The organism is Streptomyces sp. NPDC019531, assembly GCF_044903305.1.
GTDB lineage: Bacteria > Actinomycetota > Actinomycetes > Streptomycetales > Streptomycetaceae > Streptomyces.
In genome coordinates this window covers 56,580-75,531 of sequence record NZ_JBJDQL010000029.1, presented here as the reverse complement: position 1 = coordinate 75,531, position 18,952 = coordinate 56,580, and the positions used below count along the sequence as shown (strand labels likewise).

Here is an 18,952-nt window from a genome sequence, read left to right as displayed (position 1 = left end):
GGGTCGTCGAGCGGCGGGGTGCAGTCCGTCGACCGGGCCATTCACGTGATGGAGATCCTGGCCCAGCGCGGCGAGGCCGGCGTCAGCGAGGTCGCCGCCGAGATCGACGTCCACAAGTCCACGGCGTTCCGGCTGCTCGGCGCGTTGGAAGCGCGCGGCCTGGTGGAACAGGCCGGTGAGCGCGGAAAGTACCGCCTCGGTTTCGGGCTCGTGCGCCTCGCCGGCGCGGTGACCGGGCGCATCGACATCACCCAGCAGAGCCGCCCGGTCTGCGAGGACCTGGCCGAGGAGATCGGTGAGACCGTGAATCTCGCCGTGCTGCAGGAGCGCTACGCGGTCAACCTCTACCAGGTGCGCGGCCCGGGTGCTGTCACCGCGCAGAACTGGGTCGGCCAGCTGACTCCGTTGCACGCCACGTCGAGCGGCAAGATCCTGCTGGCCCACCTGCCCCCCGCGGACCGGGCCGCGCTGTTGACCGAGACCGGTCTGAAGAAGGTCACCGCGCGCACCATCACCGCGAAGACAAAGCTGGAGAGGAACCTCGCCGAGGCCCGGGAGCGCGGCTACGCCTGGGCCCTGGAGGAGCTGGAGCTCGGCCTGCACGCCATGGCCGCGCCGGTCCGCGACCGGGACGGAGAGGTCATCGCGGCTCTCAGCGCCTCCGGGCCCGCGTACCGGCTCTCCGAGGAGCGCCTTCACGAGCTCGCTCCGGTGCTGGTCAAGGGCGCCGACGAGATCAGCCACCGTATGGGTTATCTGGGTTGAGCCCCCAGCCGGGTCCGGACCCAGTCGTGGAACTCGCCGATGTGGTGCTCACTCGGCACCAGGACGCCACCCTTGGTGTACAGCCGTGAGCTCATCCCTGGCTGACAGCGCTCGCACGCGTCGAAGTCCTGCCGGTTCACCCGGTCGAACAGCTCCACCGACCGGCTGACGTCCTTGCCGCTCTCCACGACATGCGGAAGGTACAGCCAGTCGCACTCGACGATCGTGCGGTCGGCGGCGACCGGGTACATCCGGTGGAAGATCACATGGTCGGGCACGAGGTTGATGAACACCTGCGGCCGCACGGTGATCGCGTAGTAGCGGCGGTCCTGGTCCTCGGAGACTCCGGGAATCCGGTCCAGCCCCTCCGAGCCGTCGACGGTGAAGCCCCTGACGTCCTCACCGAATTCCGCGCCGTGGCCCACGTAGTACTGGGCCGCATATCCGTCGGCGAACTCCGGTAGCACTTCGGTGAGTTCGGGGTGGATCGTCGCGCAGTGGTAGCACTCCATGAAGTTCTCGACGACGAGTTTCCAGTTCGCCTTCACGTCATAGACGATCCGCCGGCCGACCTCCAGCCCCCCGATGTCGTAGTGCTCGATCGACTCGGTGTCGCCGAGGCGCGTGATCACATCCTCGACGACCTCGGCGAAGGGCGGCGGGTCCTCCGCGAGACACACCCACACATAGCCGAGCCACTCACGCACGGCCACGCTCGCCAGCCCGTACTCGGTACGGCCCACGTCCGGCATCTTCGTCAGGTTCGGCGCCGCGACGAGCTTGCCCGTCAGGTCGTACGTCCACGCGTGGTACGGGCACTGGAACGCACGCTTGACCTCCCCGGACTCCTCGGTGCACAACTTCGCCCCGCGATGCCGGCAGACGTTGAAGTAGGCCCGTATCGAGTCGTCCCGCGCCCGCGTGACGAGAATGCTCTCGCGGCCCACCTCAACGGTCTTGAAGGCACCGGGTTTTGGCAGTTCGGAGGCGCGGACGGCACAGAACCACATCGCTTCGAAGATGTGCTCCTGCTCCTGGGCGAAGATCCCGGGGTCCGTGTAGGCGGTACCGGGGAGGGTGGCGATCAGACTGTCCGGCAGGCTGGTCGAGGTCACAGTGCACTCCTCGGGGAACGTCGTGGTGGTGATGCACGCCGGGAAGAGCGGACGGCGTTCTGGACGGAGCGACAGCTGCGGTGCTGTCAGGCCGCGGCGGCGAGTTGCTTGCGCCAGCGCGTGAACAGCCGCGGCTGGTTCATCCCGAGCACGGCGACCGGCTGCCCGGAACGCCGGTACACGGCCAGGACGTTGCGGTCGTCCCGGGCGCCTTCCTCGATCGTCACACTGTCGGCACCGGCCGCGTGACCGGCGAACTGGATCTTCACGCCGTACTGGTCCGACCAGAAGTACGGCGGCCTCGGCGCGGTCGGTTCCACCGCGCCGCCCGCCAGCAGCGCGGTCACGGCCGCGTCGGGCCGCTCCCGGGCGCCGGTCCAGTGCTCGACGCGGCGGTGCAGGCCCGCGCGCGGGTCGTACCAGGAGGCGCAGTCACCGACCGCGACGACACCGGCCAGACCGGTGCGGCCGTCGGCGCCGCAGATGACGCCGTCGGCGAGCTCGATGCCCGATCCCACCAGCCACTCGACGCACGGGCGGGCGCCGACCCCGACGACCACGATGTCGGCGGGCAGGCTGCGGCCGTCCTCCAGCAGGACGGCGCCGACGCGGCTCTCGCCGCTCAGCCCCTTGACGGCCACCCCGCACAACAGCCGTACGCCGTGGTCCGCGTGGAGGGCGGAGACGATCCCGCCCATGGTCTCGCCGAGCGGTCCGGCCAACGGGGTCGGGGCCGCCTCCACGACGGTCACGTCGAGCCCGAGGGCGTACGCGGTGGAGGCGACCTCGGCGCCGATGAAGCCGCCGCCGATCACCACCAGCCGTCCCCCCAGGGCCAGTTCGTCGCGCAGGGCGCGCGCGTCGTCCAGGGTGCGCAGGGTGTGCACCCCGGCCAGTCCGTCGGTGCCGGGCAGCGTCCGGGCGGCGGCGCCGGTCGCGATGACGACGCCGTCCGCCCGGACCTCGCTGCCGTCGGCGAGCCGTACGGCGCGCTGCGGGCCGTCGAGGGCGACGGCGCGAACACCGAGCAGCCACTCGACCCGCAGGTCCTCGTCGACGGGCTCCAGGGCGAGGTCCGCCTCACCCAGGGAGCCGGCCAGGAACTCCTTCGACAACGGGGGCCTGTCGTACGGGCGGTGGGGCTCTTCGCCGATGACGACGAGCCGTCCGTCGTAGCCCTGTCTGCGCAGGGAGCGTGCCGCCGACAGACCGGCCAGCGAGGCGCCGACCACGGCCACCGTCCTCACGCGGGTCCCCCAGCGAGCCTGGCCGCGACGCAGGGCGGCAGGTTCGGGGCGTCCATGGACAGCTGGACGTAGATCATGCCGTTCTCGACACGGACCTCGTGCGTGCGGACCGGACGCTTGGCCGGCGGGGCGTCGACGGCGCCCGTCCGCAGATCGAACTTCGAGGCGTGCAGCGGGCATTCGACCTCGCAGCCCTCCAGCCAGCCGTCGGCGAGCGAGGCGTCCTGATGGGTGCAGGTGTCGTCGATGGCGAAGACCTCGCCGTCGTCGGTGTGGAACACCGAGACCGGCGGATCGATGTCGAGCCGGTAGGCCTCGCCTCGGGGGAGGTCCACGAGACGGCACACGGGAATCATCATGACACCTCGGTGCGTATAGCGAAACGGATTGCGGTGAACGCAACGTCAGTGTGGAGGCGCCCGCAAACCCTTGTCAAGGCGTCCAGAGGGCCGGCCCAGCCCCTGTTCGGCGTTTCTTTTGGCGCAACTTGATGCGCAGTAATCAACAGAAAGCTCGACGACCACGTCGGCGCCGAAGCCGCCGGTCAGTTCGCGGATCGCCTCGACCGGGCCCAGGTCCTTCGAGTTCACGGCGTGGGTGGCACCCCTCCCGCGGCCGACGGCGCCGGTGTTCACGGCCGCACCGAAGCCCGCCATGACACCGCAGCCGAGCAGTCCGGCGGCGGCCGCCGGGGCCGCCGGGTCCACCTTGGTGCACTGTCCCGCGGCGACCAGGGTCCCCTCCGCGAAGGCGCCGATACCGAGGGCGGGCGCGACCGGGGTGCCGTCGAGCAGGGTCATCGGCTGGGCCGAGTTAAGGGTGGCGAAGCAGTACCAGGACTCGCCCTTGGCGCACGCCTCGATCTTCACCAGCGCGTCGCCGGGGCCCGGGTCGGGGACGACGATCGTCTCGACGGAGACGGGGCGCCCTTCGCCCGGGCGACGACAGCACGAACCTCCTGAGCCATGGGTCACTCCTCCGACGGACCTGCCGGTTGCCTCATTCGATACGTGCATCACCATGCGCAACCGAGCATCGGGGAGGGTGAGCCATGGGTCAAGAGGTCGGTTCCAGCCGTGTCGCGGCGACGGACGACACCCCGTCACACCCCCACGTACGCCCCCAGGTGCTCCGCCGTCACCGTCGCCCGCGCGGCGACCAGCTCCGCCGGTGTCCCCTCGAAGACGATCCGGCCGCCGTCGTGGCCCGCGCCAGGCCCGAGGTCGATGATCCAGTCGGCATGGGCCATGACCGCCTGGTGGTGTTCGACGACGATGACCGACTTGCCGGAGTCCACCAACCGGTCGAGCAGGCCCAGGAGTTGCTCCACATCGGCGAGGTGGAGGCCGGTCGTCGGCTCGTCGAGGATGTAGACACCGCCCTTGTCGCCCATGTGGGTCGCCAGCTTCAGCCGCTGCCGCTCGCCGCTGGACAGCGTGGTGAGCGGCTGGCCGAGGGTGAGGTAGCCGAGCCCGACGTCCGAGAGGCGCTCCAGGATGCGGTGCGCGGCCGGCGTACGCGCTTCACCGGCGCCGAAGAACTCCTCGGCCTCGGTCACCGGCATCGCGAGCACCTCGCTGATGTCCCGCCCGCCGAGGTGGTACTCAAGGACGGAGGCCTGGAACCGCTTCCCCTCGCACTCCTCACAGGTCGTGGCGACCCCCGCCATCATCGCGAGGTCCATGTAGACGACCCCGGCACCGTTGCAGGTGGGGCACGCCCCCTCGGAGTTGGCGCTGAACAGCGCCGGCTTCACACCGTTGACCTTCGCGAACGCCTTGCGGATCGGTTCGAGGAGTCCGGTGTACGTCGCCGGGTTGCTGCGCCTGGAGCCGCGGATTGCGCCCTGGTCCACGGACACGATCCCCTCCCCGGCCGGGATCGACCCGTGCACCAGGGAGCTCTTGCCGGACCCCGCGACCCCGGTGATCACCGTCAGCACGCCCAGCGGGATGTCGACGTCGACGCCCTGGAGGTTGTGCGTGGACGCACCGCGGATCTCCAGCGCCCCGGTCGCCTTGCGGACCGTGTCCTTGAGACCGGCCCGGTCGTCGAAGTGGCGCCCGGTGACGGTGTCACTTCCCCGCAGCCCCTCCACCGTGCCCTCGAAACACACCGAACCGCCCGCCGTACCCGCACCCGGCCCCAGGTCGACGACATGGTCGGCGATCGCGATCGTCTCCGGCTTGTGTTCCACGACCAGCACCGTGTTGCCCTTGTCCCGCAGGCGCAGCAGCAGGTTGTTCATGCGCTGGATGTCATGCGGGTGCAGCCCGATCGTCGGCTCGTCGAAGACGTACGTGACATCGGTGAGCGAGGAGCCGAGGTGCCGGATCATCTTGGTGCGCTGCGCCTCCCCGCCGGACAGCGTGCCCGAGGACCGGTCGAGGGAGAGATAGCCGAGCCCGATCTCCACGAACGAGTCGAGGGTCTCCCCCAACGCCGTCAGGAGCGGCCCGACAGACGGCTCGTCGAGCGCCCGCACCCACTCCGCCAGGTCGCTGATCTGCATCGCGCAGGCGTCGGCGATGCTGATCCCCTTGATCTTCGAGGACCGGGCGCCCTCGTTGAGCCGGGTGCCCTCGCACTCGGGACAGACCATGAAGGTGATCGCCCGGTCCACGAACTCGCGGATGTGCGGCTGCATCGACTCGCGGTCCTTGGCGAGCATCGACTTCTGGATCCGCGGGACGAGACCCTCGTAGGTCATGTTGATGCCCGCGATCTTCATCCGGGTCGGCTCGCGGTACAGGAAGTCCTGGAGCTCCCTCTTCGTGAACTTGCGGATCGGCTTGTCGGCGTCGAAGAAACCGGACTCGCTGTAGAGCCGGTAGTTCCAGCCGCCGGCCTTGTAGCCGGGGATGGTCATCGCGCCCTCGTCGAGGGACTTGGAGTCGTCGTAGAGCTGGGTGAGGTCGATGTCGTTGACCGTGCCCCGGCCCTCGCAGCGCGGACACATGCCGCCGACGATGCTGAAGCTGCGGCGCTCCTTCACCGTCTGCCCGCCGCGTTCCATGGTGACCGCGCCCGCCCCGCTGATCGAGGCCACGTTGAAGGAGAACGCCTTGGGCGAGCCGATGTGCGGGGTCCCGAGCCTGCTGAAGAGGATGCGCAGCATCGCGTTGGTGTCGGTGACGGTGCCGACGGTGGAGCGCGGGTCGCCGCCCAGGCGCTGCTGGTCGACGGTGATCGCGGTGGTCAGCCCGTCGAGGACGTCGACCTCGGGCCGCGCGAGCGTCGGCATGAAGCCCTGCACGAAGGCGCTGTACGTCTCGTTGATCATCCGCTGCGACTCGGCGGCGATGGTGTCGAACACCAGCGAGCTCTTGCCGGAGCCGGAGACTCCGGTGAACACCGTGAGCCGGCGCTTCGGGATCTCGATGCTGACGTCCTTGAGATTGTTCTCGCGCGCCCCGTGCACGCGGATCAGGTCGTGGCTGTCAGCGGCGTGCCGGTCGCCCGAAGTGGCCTTGCTCATGGTGACGTGTCCTCCCGTTTTCGACAGCTTCGAACACTACGTCGGTGCACGCGCCTCAGCGCAGCTCCTGGATCCGGATCATGTTGCCCGCGGGATCGAGGAAGGCACAGTCCCGAACGCCGTACGGCTGCTCGATCGGCTCCTGGATCACCTCGGCGCGGGCCTGGAGCCGCTCGAACACGGAGTCGAGGTCGGGGGTGGCGAGCAGGAGCTCGGGGTCGTCGCCCGCCGGTTGCAGTACGACCGACGTGTCGGCCTGCCCCGCGGGGCCGACCGTGAGCCGGCGCATCCCGTCGCGACCGACGTCGCCCCGGACCTCGAAGCCGAGCACGTCCCGGTAGAAGGCCAGGGAGGCCTCCGGGTCCTCGTGCGGGAGGAAGCTCGCCCGAATCGTGATGTCCATGTCGGTCACGCTAGCCACCGCCCATGGCGGGCGCTTCTCGAATCCTGACCGGTCTCAGCGCACCAGGCCCGCGATGTGCGCGGTGACGGTGTCGAGGATGTCGGCCCACGCGGCCGCGTCGCCGAGGACGAGGTAGTTCAGGGTCAGCCCGTCGGTCATGGCCGCGAGATAGCGGGCCAGGACGGAGACGGGAACCCTCAGCTCAAGCTCCATGTCCCTTCGCAGCTGCTCGATGAGCTCGGCGTAGGCCTCGCCGTACAGCTCGTACTGGCGTCGGGCCAGATGCTCGAACCCGGGCTCACGCAGGGCGTACTGGGTGAGCTCGTAGGTGAGCATGTGCGCCTCGGGGTGGGCGCGGACGTGGTCCCAGTACGCCCGGAAACCGGCGGCGACGGTCTCCTCCAGGGTGCCCCTGGGGCGCAGTGCTTCCTTGACGACGGTGACGGACTGGTCGGTGAGGGTCGTGATGACCGCCTCGACGAGGGCCTGCTTGGAGTCGAAGCAGTAGTGGAAGACGCTGAGGGACACGCCGGCCTCGGCGGCGATGGACCGGGTCGTCGTCTTCGCGACGCCGTCCCGGGCCATCGCCCTGATCGCCGCTTCCGTCAGCTGTCTGCGCCGCTCCGCCGACGGCATGCGTGCCATGTGTTTCCCCCGCTGTCGAATGTGTCAGCCGCTGTGGACACCCACCTCGTGGAGCGAGTATCCCCAGTCGGTACCGCGGTCGAGACAGTGGACCCGGACGTAACGTGCCGGTGTGCCGGTGAAACCGGCCGTGTCGAGCCCGCCGTCACCGCTGGTCGTCGACCAGGCGGTCGTCCAGTTCGTGCCGTCCGTGGAGAGCTCGATCCGGTACGACTTCCCGTACGCCCGCTCCCAGTCGAGCGTGACCCTGGAAACCAGGTTGGTGGAGCCCAGGTCGACCTGCCACCACTGGTCGTCGCTCCAGTCACTGGCCCAGCGGCTGGAGTCGTCGCCGTCCACGGCCCGCCCCGGCTGGTAGCTGGTGAAGGGGTTCGACTCGGACGAACTGGCCGTGGCCGTGCGCCCCTTGGCGAGGTTCACGGACGCCTGGTGCTGTTCCGAGGCGCCCCAGGTGTCGAGGTAGGACTCGGCCCCGCGGAACAGGTCGTCGACCACGTCCTGGCCGCCGACGAGCCGGATGTCCTCGATCCAGTCCGGGATCATGCCGACATGCGCGGCCCCGTCGGTGTTGAAGTCGAAGGTGCGCTGCCCGGAGGTCTGCTTGTCGATGACCGAGCCGCCGTCGACGCTCTTGAAGGGGTACGCCACCTTGTTCGCCGCGTCCGCTCCACGCGGCGCGGGGTGGTCGCCGATGCCGTTGAAGTCGGTGCCGTAGCCGTAGCCCACGTCGTACTTCTCGCGCAGCGCGGCGGTACGCTCGGCCTCCGCGACGAAGTCCTCGGAGCCGTGCATGTACTGGGCGACGAAACCACCCAACGAGTACACCCGCTCGGTCCAGTTGAGGTCCATCCAGCTGTGCGAGGACAGCACGCCCGGGTAGTTGGCGGCCTCGAAGATGTCGAGGGCCTGGCCGGCGGCCTTGACGCTCATGTGGTCGATCTCGAGCATCATCTTGCGTTTCATCATGCCGCGCACGGCGTACTCACCGAGATCGGTGAGCCCGCGCACGTTGCACTGCGCGTCCTCGTCGTACTCCGGGACCTCGGTGCCGGCCGGCAGGTCGTCCTCCGCGTCGGTGGCCGCCGTGCCGATCGGGTTGTCGTGCATCGCGGTGGTGCACTTCTCGGTCTGCCAGAAGGTTCCGGTGGACAGGAACTGCCCGACGTTGATGGCGGTTCCGAGGCCGCCCTCGTCGAAGCGGACCCCGCACAGGGCGTTGTCGAACTTGTGGCACAGGAACATGGAGCGCACGCCGAGCGCGTACAGCTCGTCGAGCCCCTTGTCGATGTCCGCCTTGCTGCACTGCCCGATGTCGAGGATCTGCTTGCAGCCGAACGGCTCGGAGGTCTCGACCCCGAGGACGACCGCCAACTTGCCCTGCTGGATGACCTGTCGGGCCTGCGCGCTGTCGGTGACGATCCGGAACCAGCCCTTGCCGGTGCCGCCGTACATCTTGTCGATGTAGGCCTGGAGGTCGTAAGTGAGCTTGGCCTGCAGGCGGATCGAGGTCATCTCGTCACAGCTGCGGTCCTTGAAGGGGTAGATGGAGCAGATCATGCCGTTGGTGACGAGGTCGTTGACCAGCACCCGCTGCCCACCGCGCCAGGCCCGCTCCACCCAGGCGTAGTAGTTGGCCTGATGGGTCATCGAGTCGTACGCCGGCCAGTCGGCGAAGGTGGGCCAGCCGACCGGGTCGTGCTTGCCGTCGCCGCCGTGGGTGATGTAGTCGAAGAGCGCGAGGGAACCGTCCGGGTAGTGCTCGGGACAGTCCTTGAGTGCGTCGGCGACTCCGGACTCGGAGAAGACCTTGCCGCAGATCAGCCGCCCACCGAAGGCCTCGTTGGAGAAGAGGTGGTTGTGCGCGTCGACGAACCCCTGCACCTCGCCTGCCGAGTTCGTGCCGGTGAAGGGCGCTCCGGTCACGTTGACCTGGACGTCGGGGGTGGGTCTGGCCGTCGGTGTCCACCAGTCGGTGGCCGCCGAACTCGGCGTGGGGCCGAGGATGGTGGCCAGCACCAGGAAGAGCACGGAGACGACGGTGATGTTCTTCCGTCGTCCGGTGATGTTCCGGTGTCTGCGGACGGAGTCTCCGGTCATGGCCCACGTCCCTCGGTCGGCGGGAGGGCGCCGTCGACCGAGGGCACTTTGGCTGCCCTTGGGATTGTCATGACCGGCGCGATATCTGCGTCGAGGATCGCGACGACTGCGCTCCGAGTCAAGAGTCCGGGACAGTTGACCTGATACCTGGGGTACATCAACCGTTCACGCAGGTCGCTCCATTGAGGGTGAAGGCCGTGGGCGCGGTGTTCGTCGTGCCCTTGCTGCCGATGAAGCCGACGGTGACGGAGCCTCCGGCCGGGATCGTGTTGGTGTAGGAGGCCGGGGTGACGGTCACCGCTGCGCCGCTCTGCGCGGCGGTCCCGCCCCACATGTTGGAGACGGTCTGCCCGTCGGTGAAGCTGAAGCCGAGCTTCCAGCCGGTGACGGCGGCCGTGCCGGTGTTGCGGATGGCGATCTCGCCCTGGAAACCGCCGGGCCACTCCCCGACCACGCGGTAGCCGACCGAGCAGCTCCCAGTGGGCGCTGCGGCGGTGGTGATGTTCACCGTGGCCGAGCGGGCCGACCGGTTGCCGGCGGCGTCACGAGCGTAGACGGCGAAGGAGTACGCCGTGTCGGCGGTCAGTCCGGACACGGTCACCGAATTCACCGTCGAGGCCGCGACCGTGGTCTCGGTGCCACCGCTGACGCGGACGACGTCGTACCCGGCGACGCCAACGTTGTCAGTGGAGGCCGTCCAGGACAGGTTCGCGGAGCTCGCCGTCACCGCCGAGGCGGTCGGGGTGCCGGGAGCGGTGGGGGCCTGGGTGTCGCCGGAACCGCCGCCGAAGACCGTGGCCTCCTTGGCGGTCTGCGCGATGCCGTTGGCGCCGTTGAAGACGCGCTGACCCCACGAACTCATCTGCGCCGGGTCGAAGTTGAGCACCAGGTCGAGGATCGGGTCGGTGTTGCCGCTCCAGGACCAGGCCAGATAGCCGAGGTGTAGCTGTTCGGCGGTTGCCATCATGGTGTCCTCGTCCGGATCGCCCCACTGGTCGGCGGGACCGCCGAACTCCCCGATCAGGATGGGCAGTTCGGCGCCGACGAAGGCGTTCAGGTAGTCGGTGATCTCCGCCGCGGTGTCGAAGACGCTGTACATGTGGATCGAGAAGATCAGGTTGCCCGTGGTGTCGGCGCTGTAGACGGACTGGGCGTTGGTGCGCATGACCTGCTGCCAGTCCTGGCCCCAGTTGGGCGCGTCCACCATGATCGTGTGCTGGAACCCGGCGCCCCGCAGCTTCTGGATCGCGGCGATGGTGGGAGCGGTCCAGCCCTCCGGACTCGTGTTGCCCCAGGGCTCGTTGCCGATGTTGATGAGGATGTAGTTCTCCTGGCCGGCCAGGACGTCCTTCAGGCCGATCCAGTAGTCGGCGGCCTGGTCGAGGGTGCCGGCGGCGGTGTCCTCGCCGTATCCGGTGGTGTCGTGCACCTCCAGGACACAGATGAGCCGGTTGGCCTTGCACTGGGCGATCACGTTGGCCACGTCCGAAGCGCTGTTGGCGGTCCAGCGGTGGCCGTCGGCGAGGACGACCCGGACGGTGTTGGCGCCCTGCGCCTTGATGTCGGCCAGCGATTGCAGCTCGTTCGGGTACCAGGTATGGGCGTGGTTGACGCCCCGCATGACGAAGTCGTTGCCGTTGCCCTCGACCAGACGGCCGTTGCTGATGTGCAGGCCCGTGGCCTGGGTGCCGGGTTCGACGGCGGCCTGGGCCGTGCCCGGGCAGAGGCCGCCGAGCACCACCAGGCCGACGAGGGCCGCCAGCCTGGCCAGGAACGTGCCTAAGGGGCTCTTTCTTGTTCTTCTCACTGCGGCTCCAGGGGTGGGTGAGGCAGTCGGAAGGAGCATGGGAGCGCTCCCATAGAAGCCACTCCGTCAAGTACACGTCAAGACAGGAGACGGAAATGGGCGGTGCTCCTGGGCAACTCGGTGGTGCCGGCGCTCGCATAGGGTTCCGAACCTGGACCACCGCATCTGGGAGGCACGTTGACCACGCGACCCCTCGACCCTCACTCCGTCAACGCCGAGGCCTGGCACGCCTACGGCGACCACCATCTGCGGCGCAGCACGGTGCTGCCGGAGCTGGAGCGGTTCGACTGGGGCCTGCGGGGCCATGGCCCGGGCGCCGAGATCCTCGGCGAACTCACCGGGCGACGAGTCCTGGACGTCGGGTGCGGCCCGGCCCGGCACGCGGCACATCTGGTCCGGGCGTACGGCGCCTCGGTGGACGCGGTCGACTCCTCCCCCACCCAGTACGAACGGGCTCTCGCGCGCTACGGCTCCCTGGGCGGGCTGCACCTGATCAGGGCCGACGCCGTCGAGCACCTCGGCACGGCGGAACCGTACGACGTCGTCTACTCGGTCAACGCGCTGCCGTACATCGACCCCCGTCGCCTGCTGCCCGCCCTTTCGGCGGCGATCCGTCCCGGCGGGACGCTGTGCTTCGCCGTGCTGCACACCAACTCGCGCGGCGACGGCCCCTCGTCGGTCGTCGAGTCCCGGCCCGAGATCCTGCGGCTCGCGGGAGGCGAGGACGTCACCGTCCGGATGTGGGTCCTGGCTCAAGAGCTCTGGACCGACCTGCTGGGGGAGCACGGGCTGCGGGTCGAGGGCGTGGACGTGCTCGACGCACCGGAGGAGGGCAACCACGCGTCGTACCGGATCTTCCGGGTGACGCGCCCGGTCCGGGTCTCCTCCCGACCCCGCACCAACCGCGGTCCGGTGCCGCACGCGGCGATCGGCGTGGGCGCCATCCTGTACGGACCCCGCGGACTGCTCCTCGGCCGGCACCGGCGCGGGACGTGGGAGCTGCCCGGCGGCACGGTGGAGCCCGGGGAGTCGCTGGAGGAGACGGTGGTCCGCGAACTCCGCGAGGAGACGGGGATCGAGGCCGACACGGCCGACGTCCACCTGCTGGGCACGCTCCTCGACGACGCCGACGGTGTGGTCCGGATGACCGTGGCGACCCAGGTCACCGCCTGGCGCGGCGAGCCCTCCGACCAGCCCGACGAACGCGTCGGCGACTGGCGCTGGTTCTCCCTGGACCGCCTCCCGGAGAACCTCTTCGTCTGCAGTGCCCAGGGCCTCACCGCCTGGCGCCCGACCCTCCCGATCGACCACACCCCGGCCCATTTCACGCCGTACGCCGCCTCTGTGGCCCGCGGGGAGCGGCCGAACGGAAATCAGCGGTAGCTGCTTGTCCGGCTCATGGTCCGGCTGTGGCCACATGGGCGTTGAGGCGGTTCCCGTACTCGCGACGGACCTTGCGCCGGGCCGGGACCGCGGGGAGGCCCTGACCGCCGTCGAGCGGCCGGCGGCGGGCGAGGAGTTGGCGGTGAACAGCTGGCGCGGCGGTGACGCGCAGGGTGCGGCCCTGGCCGCGCCGTACGGTCACGCCCTGGTCGAGCGCGTCCCGCTCTTGCGGGCTCCAGGTCGCTCGCGCGGAGGAAACGGCGGCCCTGTCCGGCACATCGAGGGTGACCGGCAGCTCCGAGGACGGAACGCCGCCCTCCTGCTCGATGGCGGCGTGGTCGGGCATGAGGTCGGCGACGGCCGTACGGATGGCGCCCCGGCTGAAGCCGTCGTCGCGGGTGAGGGGGGCGATCGAGCGGCCCTCCCGATAGGCGGTGCGGACGGTGTCGGCCTTCGCGGCCGGGACGGCGGGACGGCAACCGCCCTTGCTGCCCTTGGCCTCGGCGGCGCGCAGGCCGTCGTAGGTCAACTCGCGCTGGAGGTCGGGTTGGAGTTCACCGCGGAGCACGTCGAGGATGTGCCCGGTGCCGGGCGCGAGGCGGAACATCTCGGAGATGCGCACGGTGTCGCCCGGCCGCGAGTGGGTGAGCAGTTCGCGGAAGTTCGGGCCCTGGAGCGGGTGGAGGCGACTGGGGGTGCCCGGGTCATCCTCGAAGACGACCGGGCCCTCGATGCCGGCTTCCTCCAGGACGAGGCTCTGCCGGGCGGTCGACTGCTGGTCGGTCGAGACCCGCATGTAGACCAGGTTCGCCACACCGAGAGCCCCCGCCCGACGGGGGACTCGGATCCTCTCCGCGCGCATGACTGGCTTGGCCGCGCATGAACCTGGCTCCACTCATCAGGCCCATTGGAAATCGACCACCTAGGCTGGCGCGGTGACTGATGAGCAGGAGCGGGTGCAGCCGTCGGGAGTGTGGGCCACGGCGGTGGGGGTGGCCAGGGTGCGGGCGCTGGAGACCGCGCGGGAGAACGCGCTGTTCCGCGACCCACTGGCACAGGCCTTCGCCACCGCCGGCGGCCTGTGGCCCTCCTCGCCGCCGCTGCCCGATGACGAGGCCGCGCGACGCCGACGGCTGGCCGTTTCGTTCTCCATCGTCATCAGGACGAAGTTCCTCGACGACTTGTTGCAGCAGGCCTCCGCGGCCGGGGTCCGGCAGGTCGTGCTGCTCGGCGCCGGCATGGACAGCAGGGCCTTCCGGATGGACTGGCCCGAGGGCACCCGGCTGTTCGAGGTCGACACCGCCGCGCCACTGGGCTTCAAGGCTTCGGTGCTGCGCCAGGAGCGGGCCGTCGCACGCTGCGAGCGGATCACCGTCGCGGTGGATCTGCGTGAGGACTGGCCAGGCGCGCTGGCCGCCGCAGGGCACGACCCGGCCGTGCCGACCGTGTGGATCGCCGAGGGACTGCTGATCTATCTGCCCGAGGACGCCGTGGAGCTGCTGCTGGACCGGATCAGCGCGCAGTCGGCGGCAGGCAGTTGGATGGGGCTGACATTGGGCTCGCGCGGCGTGATCGAGCGCTTCGGCGCGGACGCCGTACCGGGATCGGCGGCGTCCATGTGGGTCTCGGAGATGCCCGACGACCCGGTGGGCTGGCTGGCCGGGCGCGGCTGGGAAGCCGACAGCCACACCCTGCGCGAGCGCGCTGCCGCCTACGGCCGTCCGATCAACACCCCACCACAGCGCGAGGAACGGCCAGGCGGACTCATCTCGGCGGTCCGCCGGTAGAGGTGGCCTGCTCGGCAAGGCTGCGAGCCCACCAGCCTCGCGGACCGATGTGCGCTCGGAGACCGCACACGGTGCAAGAACGGGCAGTCGACGGTCAGGTGACGGCCGGCTGAACCGTCAGGGTTCCGGCGGCGGTGTCGATCGTGGCCTCAGTGCCGAGCGGGATGGTCGGAGGGTGCGGGCCGTGTCCGGCAGGGAGTCCGCCGAGGACAGGTACTCCCAGGCGGGTCAGTCGGTCACGCAGGACGTCGGCGATGCCCCATCCCCCCAGGGTCGGGTCGTCGGCATCCTGGTCGAAGCCGATGAACTGGCCGAGCGCAACACCGTGCAACCCGTCCAGAGCCCCGGTACGGGTCAGCTGGGTCAGCGCGCGGTCGGCCTCCCCCAGCCCTGTGCCTCGCTGGTGTTCGAGAAAGAGGATCGCCCCCTTGAGGTTCGGCAGACCGGCGCCGGCCTCGGTGCGGATCGCGTCGAGGTTGCCGCCGACAAGGACACCGGTCGCGGTGCCCTCGACGGTGACTGCCGCACTGGCCTGGCTGGTGTCCCGGTGGATGGTGACGGGGGCGGTGGTCATCAGCGCGCGGCGGACGGCGTCGGCTGATGCGGGCCCGCACCATGAGTCGTCGGGGAAGGGGCCGTGCAGGCAGGACAGTCGGCATCGGGCCCACAGGGCGATGTGGAGGTGGGTGATGTCGCTGAAGCCGACCACCGGTTTCGGGTCACGGCGCAGCGCGTCGGTATCGAGGTCGTCGACGATGCGGTAGGTGCCCTTGCCGCCCATGGCGGCAAGCACGGCGCGGACCCCCGGGTCGCGGAACGCGGAGTTCAGGTCGCAGACGCGATCCTCATCCCGACCGGCCATATACCCCCATTGGTCAAAGACGTGCTCACCCACCTCGGCCCTAAGTCCCCATGACGTCAGTAGCTCAACGCCACGGGCGACTCCCTCGCGGCTGGGGGGACAGGCCGGAGCGACGATCCGCACCCGGTCCCCGGACCGCAACCGCGGCGACCGCAAGCTCTGGAGACTGCCGAAGGAGTCCATGCCGCGATCTTCCTGCACACGTCCAGCCGAAGCCAGGCCCCGCAGACCAACACGCTCCCCCTTCTCCAGACTTCTCCGGACTTCTCGGGAAAGGGCACGTGCAACCCCTTCGCAACCTTCCCCGTGCTGCACTCGGCGACCATGGACGACGAATCCGCACGGGTCGAGTACGACGTCGAGTACGACGAGGTGCCGCGTGTCGAGCTCACGGTTGCGGCCGGCGAGTTGTTGCGGCGGTTGCGCGAGACGCACGGGCCGTTGATGTTCCATCAGTCCGGCGGCTGTTGCGACGGGAGCGCGCCGATGTGCTATCCAGCGGGCGAGTTCCGTACCGGTGGCTCGGACGTGCTGCTCGCCGAGCTGGATGTGGCGGGGGTCGAGGAGCCGGTGACGTTCTGGATGTCGAGGAGCCAGTACGAGGTCTGGAGTCACACCCGTCTGATCGTCGACGTCGTCGAGGGCCGGGGCAGCGGATTCTCGCTGGAGGCACCCGAGGGGGTGCGATTCCTCATCCGCTCGCGTGTGATCGGCGCCTAGACCTCCCCTCGGCCATCGCCGTCTGGTGCACTTCCCCTGACTCCTGGGACAGTTGACGGGACATCAGGGGGAGCTGTGACGCACCGTCAAAGACGTTTCGGCGTAGGCAGATCGGTACTGGCGTTTCTGGCGGCTCTCGGCACGCTGGCCGGCGTGGCCCTGGTGGGGGCGTCTCCGGCCGCCGCCGCACCGGCGTGGACCCAGCTCGCGACGGGCGTGCAGTACCGGCAGTTCGACATCAACGCGACCGCGGGGAGGACGCACGCCCACCTGCTCAGCGTGGATCTGCGCGATCCACGGGTGCGGGTGGAGCTCCTGTACCCGGGGGCGGTGGCCGCGCGGGCCACGGTGTCCGGACTGGCCACCGCACAGGGCGCCCTCGCGGGGGTGAACGGCGACTTCTTCAACATCACGGAGACCCAGCACCCCGGTGTCGAGGCGACCGGCGCGAGCGTGGGCCCGGCGATTGCACAGGGCCGGGCCCTCAAGGGAGCGGTGCCGGACGGCCAGCGTTTCGGGCCCGCGCTGCCGCCCGGCACGAGCACCGAGGACGTATTCGGGGTGGGCACCGACCGGCGGGCCCGTCTCGACGACCTGGCACTCGACGGTTCGGTGCGGACACCCGAGGGGCGGCTGCCGCTGGGCGGGCTGAACCAGTACGCCCTGCCCGTCGGTTCGGTCGGGGCGTTCACCTCGGACTGGGGCGGCATGTCCCGGGTGCGGGCCACCTGCGGAACCGACACGAACCGGGCGGCCCCGTGCAGCACCGACACCTATGAGGTGACCGTCCGCGGCGGGCAGGTCGTCGCCACGTCCGACACCCCGGGCGGCGGACCGATCGCCGTCGGCACCACCGAGGTCGTGGGCCGGGAGGCGGGCGCGCAGCAGCTGCGACACCTCTCGGTCGGATCGGCGGTGACGGTGCAGCACCGGCTGGTGGCGGCCTCGGCGTGGATCCCGTACCGCTTCGCGCTCGGCGGCTACCCCGTCCTCGACGACGGCCTCCCGCTGCCCGGCCTCGACGACACGGTGTCGGCGGTGCGGACGGCTGTGGGTATCGCGGACGGCGGACGACGCCTGTATCTCCTCGCGCTGGACGGGGCGGTCGCCTATCGCACCGGGCTGACGATCGCCGAAGTGGCCGACACCATGCGGACGTTGGGCTCGGTCGACGCCTTCAGCCTGGACGGCGGCGGTTCGACGACCATGGCCGCCCGGATGCCGGGCACCAGCTCCGTCGCCGCCGTCAACCACCCCTCAGGAGGCGTCGAACGTCCCGTCCCGAACGGTATCGGGGTCTTCTCCAGGGGCTGACGCCGAAGGCCACCGGCCGGCATCAGGGGCGCAGGCTGCCGACGATGTCCGCCGTCGCCGTGACACCGCTGTAAATGGTGGGCGCGACGCTCGTGCCGGCCAGATAGAAGCCGAGCAGCGCGCACACCAGCGCGTGGGAGAACTTGAGTCCGCCGTTGCGCACGAAGATCACCGCCAGGATCAGCAGCAGCACCAGCACAGAAATGGAAAGCACCATGGACAGCCTCCTCCGCCACGCCGTCACATCCGTTTCACGGCGTTCGGCCGCAAGTGTGGCGTAGCAGAGGGTTCGTCCGGGCGGCTGAGCCGTCCTCCGAACGAGTGGTGTCTAAGCCGCCCGGCGGGCGTCCAGGAAGGCCTCCAGGCCCGCCAGGTCGTCGGTGTTGAAGTAGTCGACGCCGGCGGCGAGGAGCTCGCTCCACAGCGCGTCCCGCGCGGGCCCGGCCACGTCGGGTGTGGCCCAGAACCGCACCTTCTGCCCGCGCCCGTGGGCCTGCTGGATGATGCTCCGCAGCTTGACCCGCTCGGCGTCCGGGAAGGCGCCCTCACCCAGCCAGGTGAAGTTGAGCGTCCAGTTGTCGCTGATCAGCGGGACGAAGGAGGCGGGCGCCGAGGTCCCGAGATCGGTGAGCCGGCCGTCGTAGAAGGCGCGTCGCACCGTCTGGGCCTCCATGGGCGTACGGGCGGCACGGTCCCCGGAGATCACGGCGGTCACGGCTCCGGGGCGGACGCGGCCGTGCGCGTACGTCGTGAACAGCTGCTTGTAGCGCTGGAGATGGCGGTCGAGTTCGAGGTACGTCGAGGAGCCCTCGGTCTTGATGTCGATCAGCAGCTGGAGCGGCTGACGGTAACCCCGGTACACGGAACCGTGGTTGGCCTTGACGATCCTGGCCAGCGGGTCGAGGTAGAGGGATTCCAGGGTGCGCGTCGGGTCCAGGTCGTCCACGGTGTGGCCGATCAGGAGCTGGTCGCCGACGAGGTAGATGTCGGCCTCGACGCTGCCGAAGCGGTGGTCGAGGGCGTCGAGGAGGGGGCGCGGATGCTCGTAGTCGTTGTGGGCGTGAGCGCGCCACAACGGGCGGGGGCGGTGCTTCTGGCCGTCGGCCCACGCACTGCCGGCGGGCGGGGCGAGCACCGCCGCGGCCGCGACGCCGAGGGTGGTGAGGGCTCTGCGACGAGTGATGAGGGACATGCTCTGCCTCCCTGTGGGGCGGGTCGGAACCACAGGGAGTATGGGGCCCTTCGGCCCCCAATGAACCTGTACATGCCAGGAGTTGGCCGGACTGCCGTCGCCCGTTCACTCCTTCCACGTGGGCGCACGGTAAAGCC

General features: G+C 70.0%; 17 protein-coding genes and 1 pseudogene. 5 read left to right on the top strand and 13 right to left on the bottom strand.

Annotated elements, in window-relative coordinates; all coding sequences use genetic code 11:
• Positions 1-18 precede the first annotated feature (18 nt).
• Positions 19-765 (top strand): IclR family transcriptional regulator, encoded by a 747-nt coding sequence (locus ACI2L1_RS29010; RefSeq protein ID WP_404742371.1) that lies wholly within the window; start codon positions 19-21, stop codon positions 763-765.
• On the opposite strand, the gene ACI2L1_RS29005 is transcribed toward ACI2L1_RS29010, so the two are convergent.
• The 9 genes and pseudogenes from ACI2L1_RS29005 to ACI2L1_RS28965 all read right to left on the bottom strand — a co-directional run bounded on the left by ACI2L1_RS29005 (position 753) and on the right by ACI2L1_RS28965 (position 11,557).
• On the bottom strand, positions 753-1,880 hold the full coding sequence (locus ACI2L1_RS29005; RefSeq protein ID WP_404742334.1) for an aromatic ring-hydroxylating dioxygenase subunit alpha: 1,128 nt from the start codon (positions 1,878-1,880) through the stop codon (positions 753-755). The two genes, ACI2L1_RS29010 and ACI2L1_RS29005, sit on opposite strands and share 13 nt — an antisense overlap.
• A gap of 86 nt (positions 1,881-1,966) precedes the next feature.
• On the bottom strand, positions 1,967-3,127 hold the full coding sequence (locus tag ACI2L1_RS29000) for an NAD(P)/FAD-dependent oxidoreductase (RefSeq protein WP_404742333.1): 1,161 nt from the start codon (positions 3,125-3,127) through the stop codon (positions 1,967-1,969).
• Positions 3,124-3,486: a bifunctional 3-phenylpropionate/cinnamic acid dioxygenase ferredoxin subunit gene (locus ACI2L1_RS28995; RefSeq protein WP_404742332.1), complete on the bottom strand. Its 363-nt coding sequence runs from the start codon at positions 3,484-3,486 to the stop codon at positions 3,124-3,126. Before ACI2L1_RS28995 ends, ACI2L1_RS29000 begins: the two co-directional genes overlap by 4 nt.
• Before the next feature lie 153 nt (positions 3,487-3,639).
• Positions 3,640-4,094 (bottom strand): annotated as a pseudogene (locus ACI2L1_RS28990) (S-(hydroxymethyl)mycothiol dehydrogenase); the annotation flags it as partial.
• Positions 4,095-4,229: 135 nt separating this feature from the next.
• Complete coding sequence (locus ACI2L1_RS28985) at positions 4,230-6,605, bottom strand: ATP-binding cassette domain-containing protein (RefSeq protein WP_404742331.1); 2,376 nt, start codon at positions 6,603-6,605, stop codon at positions 4,230-4,232.
• Between the two features lie 55 nt (positions 6,606-6,660).
• A complete protein-coding gene (locus ACI2L1_RS28980) occupies positions 6,661-7,008 on the bottom strand; it encodes a VOC family protein (protein ID WP_404742330.1) in 348 nt (115 codons plus the stop codon).
• A gap of 54 nt (positions 7,009-7,062) precedes the next feature.
• Positions 7,063-7,653: a TetR/AcrR family transcriptional regulator gene (locus ACI2L1_RS28975; RefSeq protein WP_404742329.1), complete on the bottom strand. Its 591-nt coding sequence runs from the start codon at positions 7,651-7,653 to the stop codon at positions 7,063-7,065.
• A gap of 24 nt (positions 7,654-7,677) precedes the next feature.
• Positions 7,678-9,750: a discoidin domain-containing protein gene (locus tag ACI2L1_RS28970; RefSeq protein ID WP_404742328.1), complete on the bottom strand. Its 2,073-nt coding sequence runs from the start codon at positions 9,748-9,750 to the stop codon at positions 7,678-7,680.
• 157 nt (positions 9,751-9,907) lie between these two features.
• The gene (locus ACI2L1_RS28965) at positions 9,908-11,557 is read right to left on the bottom strand and encodes a cellulase family glycosylhydrolase (RefSeq protein WP_404742327.1); all 1,650 of its coding nucleotides are present in this window, start codon (positions 11,555-11,557) and stop codon (positions 9,908-9,910) included.
• Between the two features lie 177 nt (positions 11,558-11,734).
• On the opposite strand from ACI2L1_RS28965, the gene ACI2L1_RS28960 reads away from it, so the two are divergent.
• Complete coding sequence (locus tag ACI2L1_RS28960; RefSeq protein WP_404742326.1) at positions 11,735-12,940, top strand: bifunctional class I SAM-dependent methyltransferase/NUDIX hydrolase; 1,206 nt, start codon at positions 11,735-11,737, stop codon at positions 12,938-12,940.
• A gap of 13 nt (positions 12,941-12,953) precedes the next feature.
• Here ACI2L1_RS28960 and ACI2L1_RS28955 read toward each other — a convergent pair whose 3' ends face one another.
• Entirely contained in the window at positions 12,954-13,736 is a 783-nt protein-coding gene (locus tag ACI2L1_RS28955) for a recombinase family protein (RefSeq protein WP_404742325.1), read from the bottom strand.
• 139 nt (positions 13,737-13,875) lie between these two features.
• Between ACI2L1_RS28955 and ACI2L1_RS28950 the strand changes: the two genes are divergently transcribed.
• Positions 13,876-14,727, top strand: coding sequence for a class I SAM-dependent methyltransferase (locus ACI2L1_RS28950; protein ID WP_404742324.1), 852 nt, complete (start codon positions 13,876-13,878; stop codon positions 14,725-14,727).
• Between the two features lie 94 nt (positions 14,728-14,821).
• Here the strand turns inward: ACI2L1_RS28950 and ACI2L1_RS28945 are convergent, their stop codons facing one another.
• Positions 14,822-15,772: an LD-carboxypeptidase gene (locus ACI2L1_RS28945; RefSeq protein ID WP_404742323.1), complete on the bottom strand. Its 951-nt coding sequence runs from the start codon at positions 15,770-15,772 to the stop codon at positions 14,822-14,824.
• A gap of 141 nt (positions 15,773-15,913) precedes the next feature.
• On the opposite strand from ACI2L1_RS28945, the gene ACI2L1_RS28940 reads away from it, so the two are divergent.
• A complete protein-coding gene (locus tag ACI2L1_RS28940; RefSeq protein WP_404742322.1) occupies positions 15,914-16,309 on the top strand; it encodes a DUF779 domain-containing protein in 396 nt (131 codons plus the stop codon).
• 75 nt (positions 16,310-16,384) lie between these two features.
• Entirely contained in the window at positions 16,385-17,623 is a 1,239-nt protein-coding gene (locus ACI2L1_RS28935) for a phosphodiester glycosidase family protein (RefSeq protein ID WP_404742321.1), read from the top strand.
• A 22-nt stretch (positions 17,624-17,645) separates the two neighbouring features.
• On the opposite strand, the gene ACI2L1_RS28930 is transcribed toward ACI2L1_RS28935, so the two are convergent.
• Both ACI2L1_RS28930 and ACI2L1_RS28925 read right to left on the bottom strand, forming a co-directional pair.
• Positions 17,646-17,840, bottom strand: coding sequence for a hypothetical protein (locus tag ACI2L1_RS28930; RefSeq protein ID WP_404742320.1), 195 nt, complete (start codon positions 17,838-17,840; stop codon positions 17,646-17,648).
• Positions 17,841-17,951: 111 nt separating this feature from the next.
• Positions 17,952-18,815 carry a phosphatidylinositol-specific phospholipase C/glycerophosphodiester phosphodiesterase family protein gene (locus tag ACI2L1_RS28925; protein WP_404742319.1) on the bottom strand — a complete coding sequence of 288 codons (864 nt, stop codon included), beginning with the start codon at positions 18,813-18,815 and terminating at the stop codon, positions 17,952-17,954.
• Positions 18,816-18,952: the final 137 nt, after the last annotated feature.

What these genes read in the sequence shown, in the direction of transcription:
- ACI2L1_RS28955 (WP_404742325.1), bottom strand. Translation starts at nt 13,736, where the DNA reads ATGCGGGTCTCGACCGACCAGCAGTCGACCGCCCGGCAGAGCCTCGTC.
- ACI2L1_RS28980 (WP_404742330.1), bottom strand. Translation starts at nt 7,008, where the DNA reads ATGGACATCACGATTCGGGCGAGCTTCCTCCCGCACGAGGACCCGGAG.
- ACI2L1_RS28925 (WP_404742319.1), bottom strand. Translation starts at nt 18,815, where the DNA reads ATGTCCCTCATCACTCGTCGCAGAGCCCTCACCACCCTCGGCGTCGCG.
- ACI2L1_RS28940 (WP_404742322.1), top strand. Translation starts at nt 15,914, where the DNA reads ATGGACGACGAATCCGCACGGGTCGAGTACGACGTCGAGTACGACGAG.
- ACI2L1_RS28970 (WP_404742328.1), bottom strand. Translation starts at nt 9,750, where the DNA reads ATGACCGGAGACTCCGTCCGCAGACACCGGAACATCACCGGACGACGG.
- ACI2L1_RS28975 (WP_404742329.1), bottom strand. Translation starts at nt 7,653, where the DNA reads ATGGCACGCATGCCGTCGGCGGAGCGGCGCAGACAGCTGACGGAAGCG.
- ACI2L1_RS28945 (WP_404742323.1), bottom strand. Translation starts at nt 15,772, where the DNA reads ATGGACTCCTTCGGCAGTCTCCAGAGCTTGCGGTCGCCGCGGTTGCGG.
- ACI2L1_RS28930 (WP_404742320.1), bottom strand. Translation starts at nt 17,840, where the DNA reads ATGGTGCTTTCCATTTCTGTGCTGGTGCTGCTGCTGATCCTGGCGGTG.
- ACI2L1_RS28985 (WP_404742331.1), bottom strand. Translation starts at nt 6,605, where the DNA reads ATGAGCAAGGCCACTTCGGGCGACCGGCACGCCGCTGACAGCCACGAC.
- ACI2L1_RS28995 (WP_404742332.1), bottom strand. Translation starts at nt 3,486, where the DNA reads ATGATGATTCCCGTGTGCCGTCTCGTGGACCTCCCCCGAGGCGAGGCC.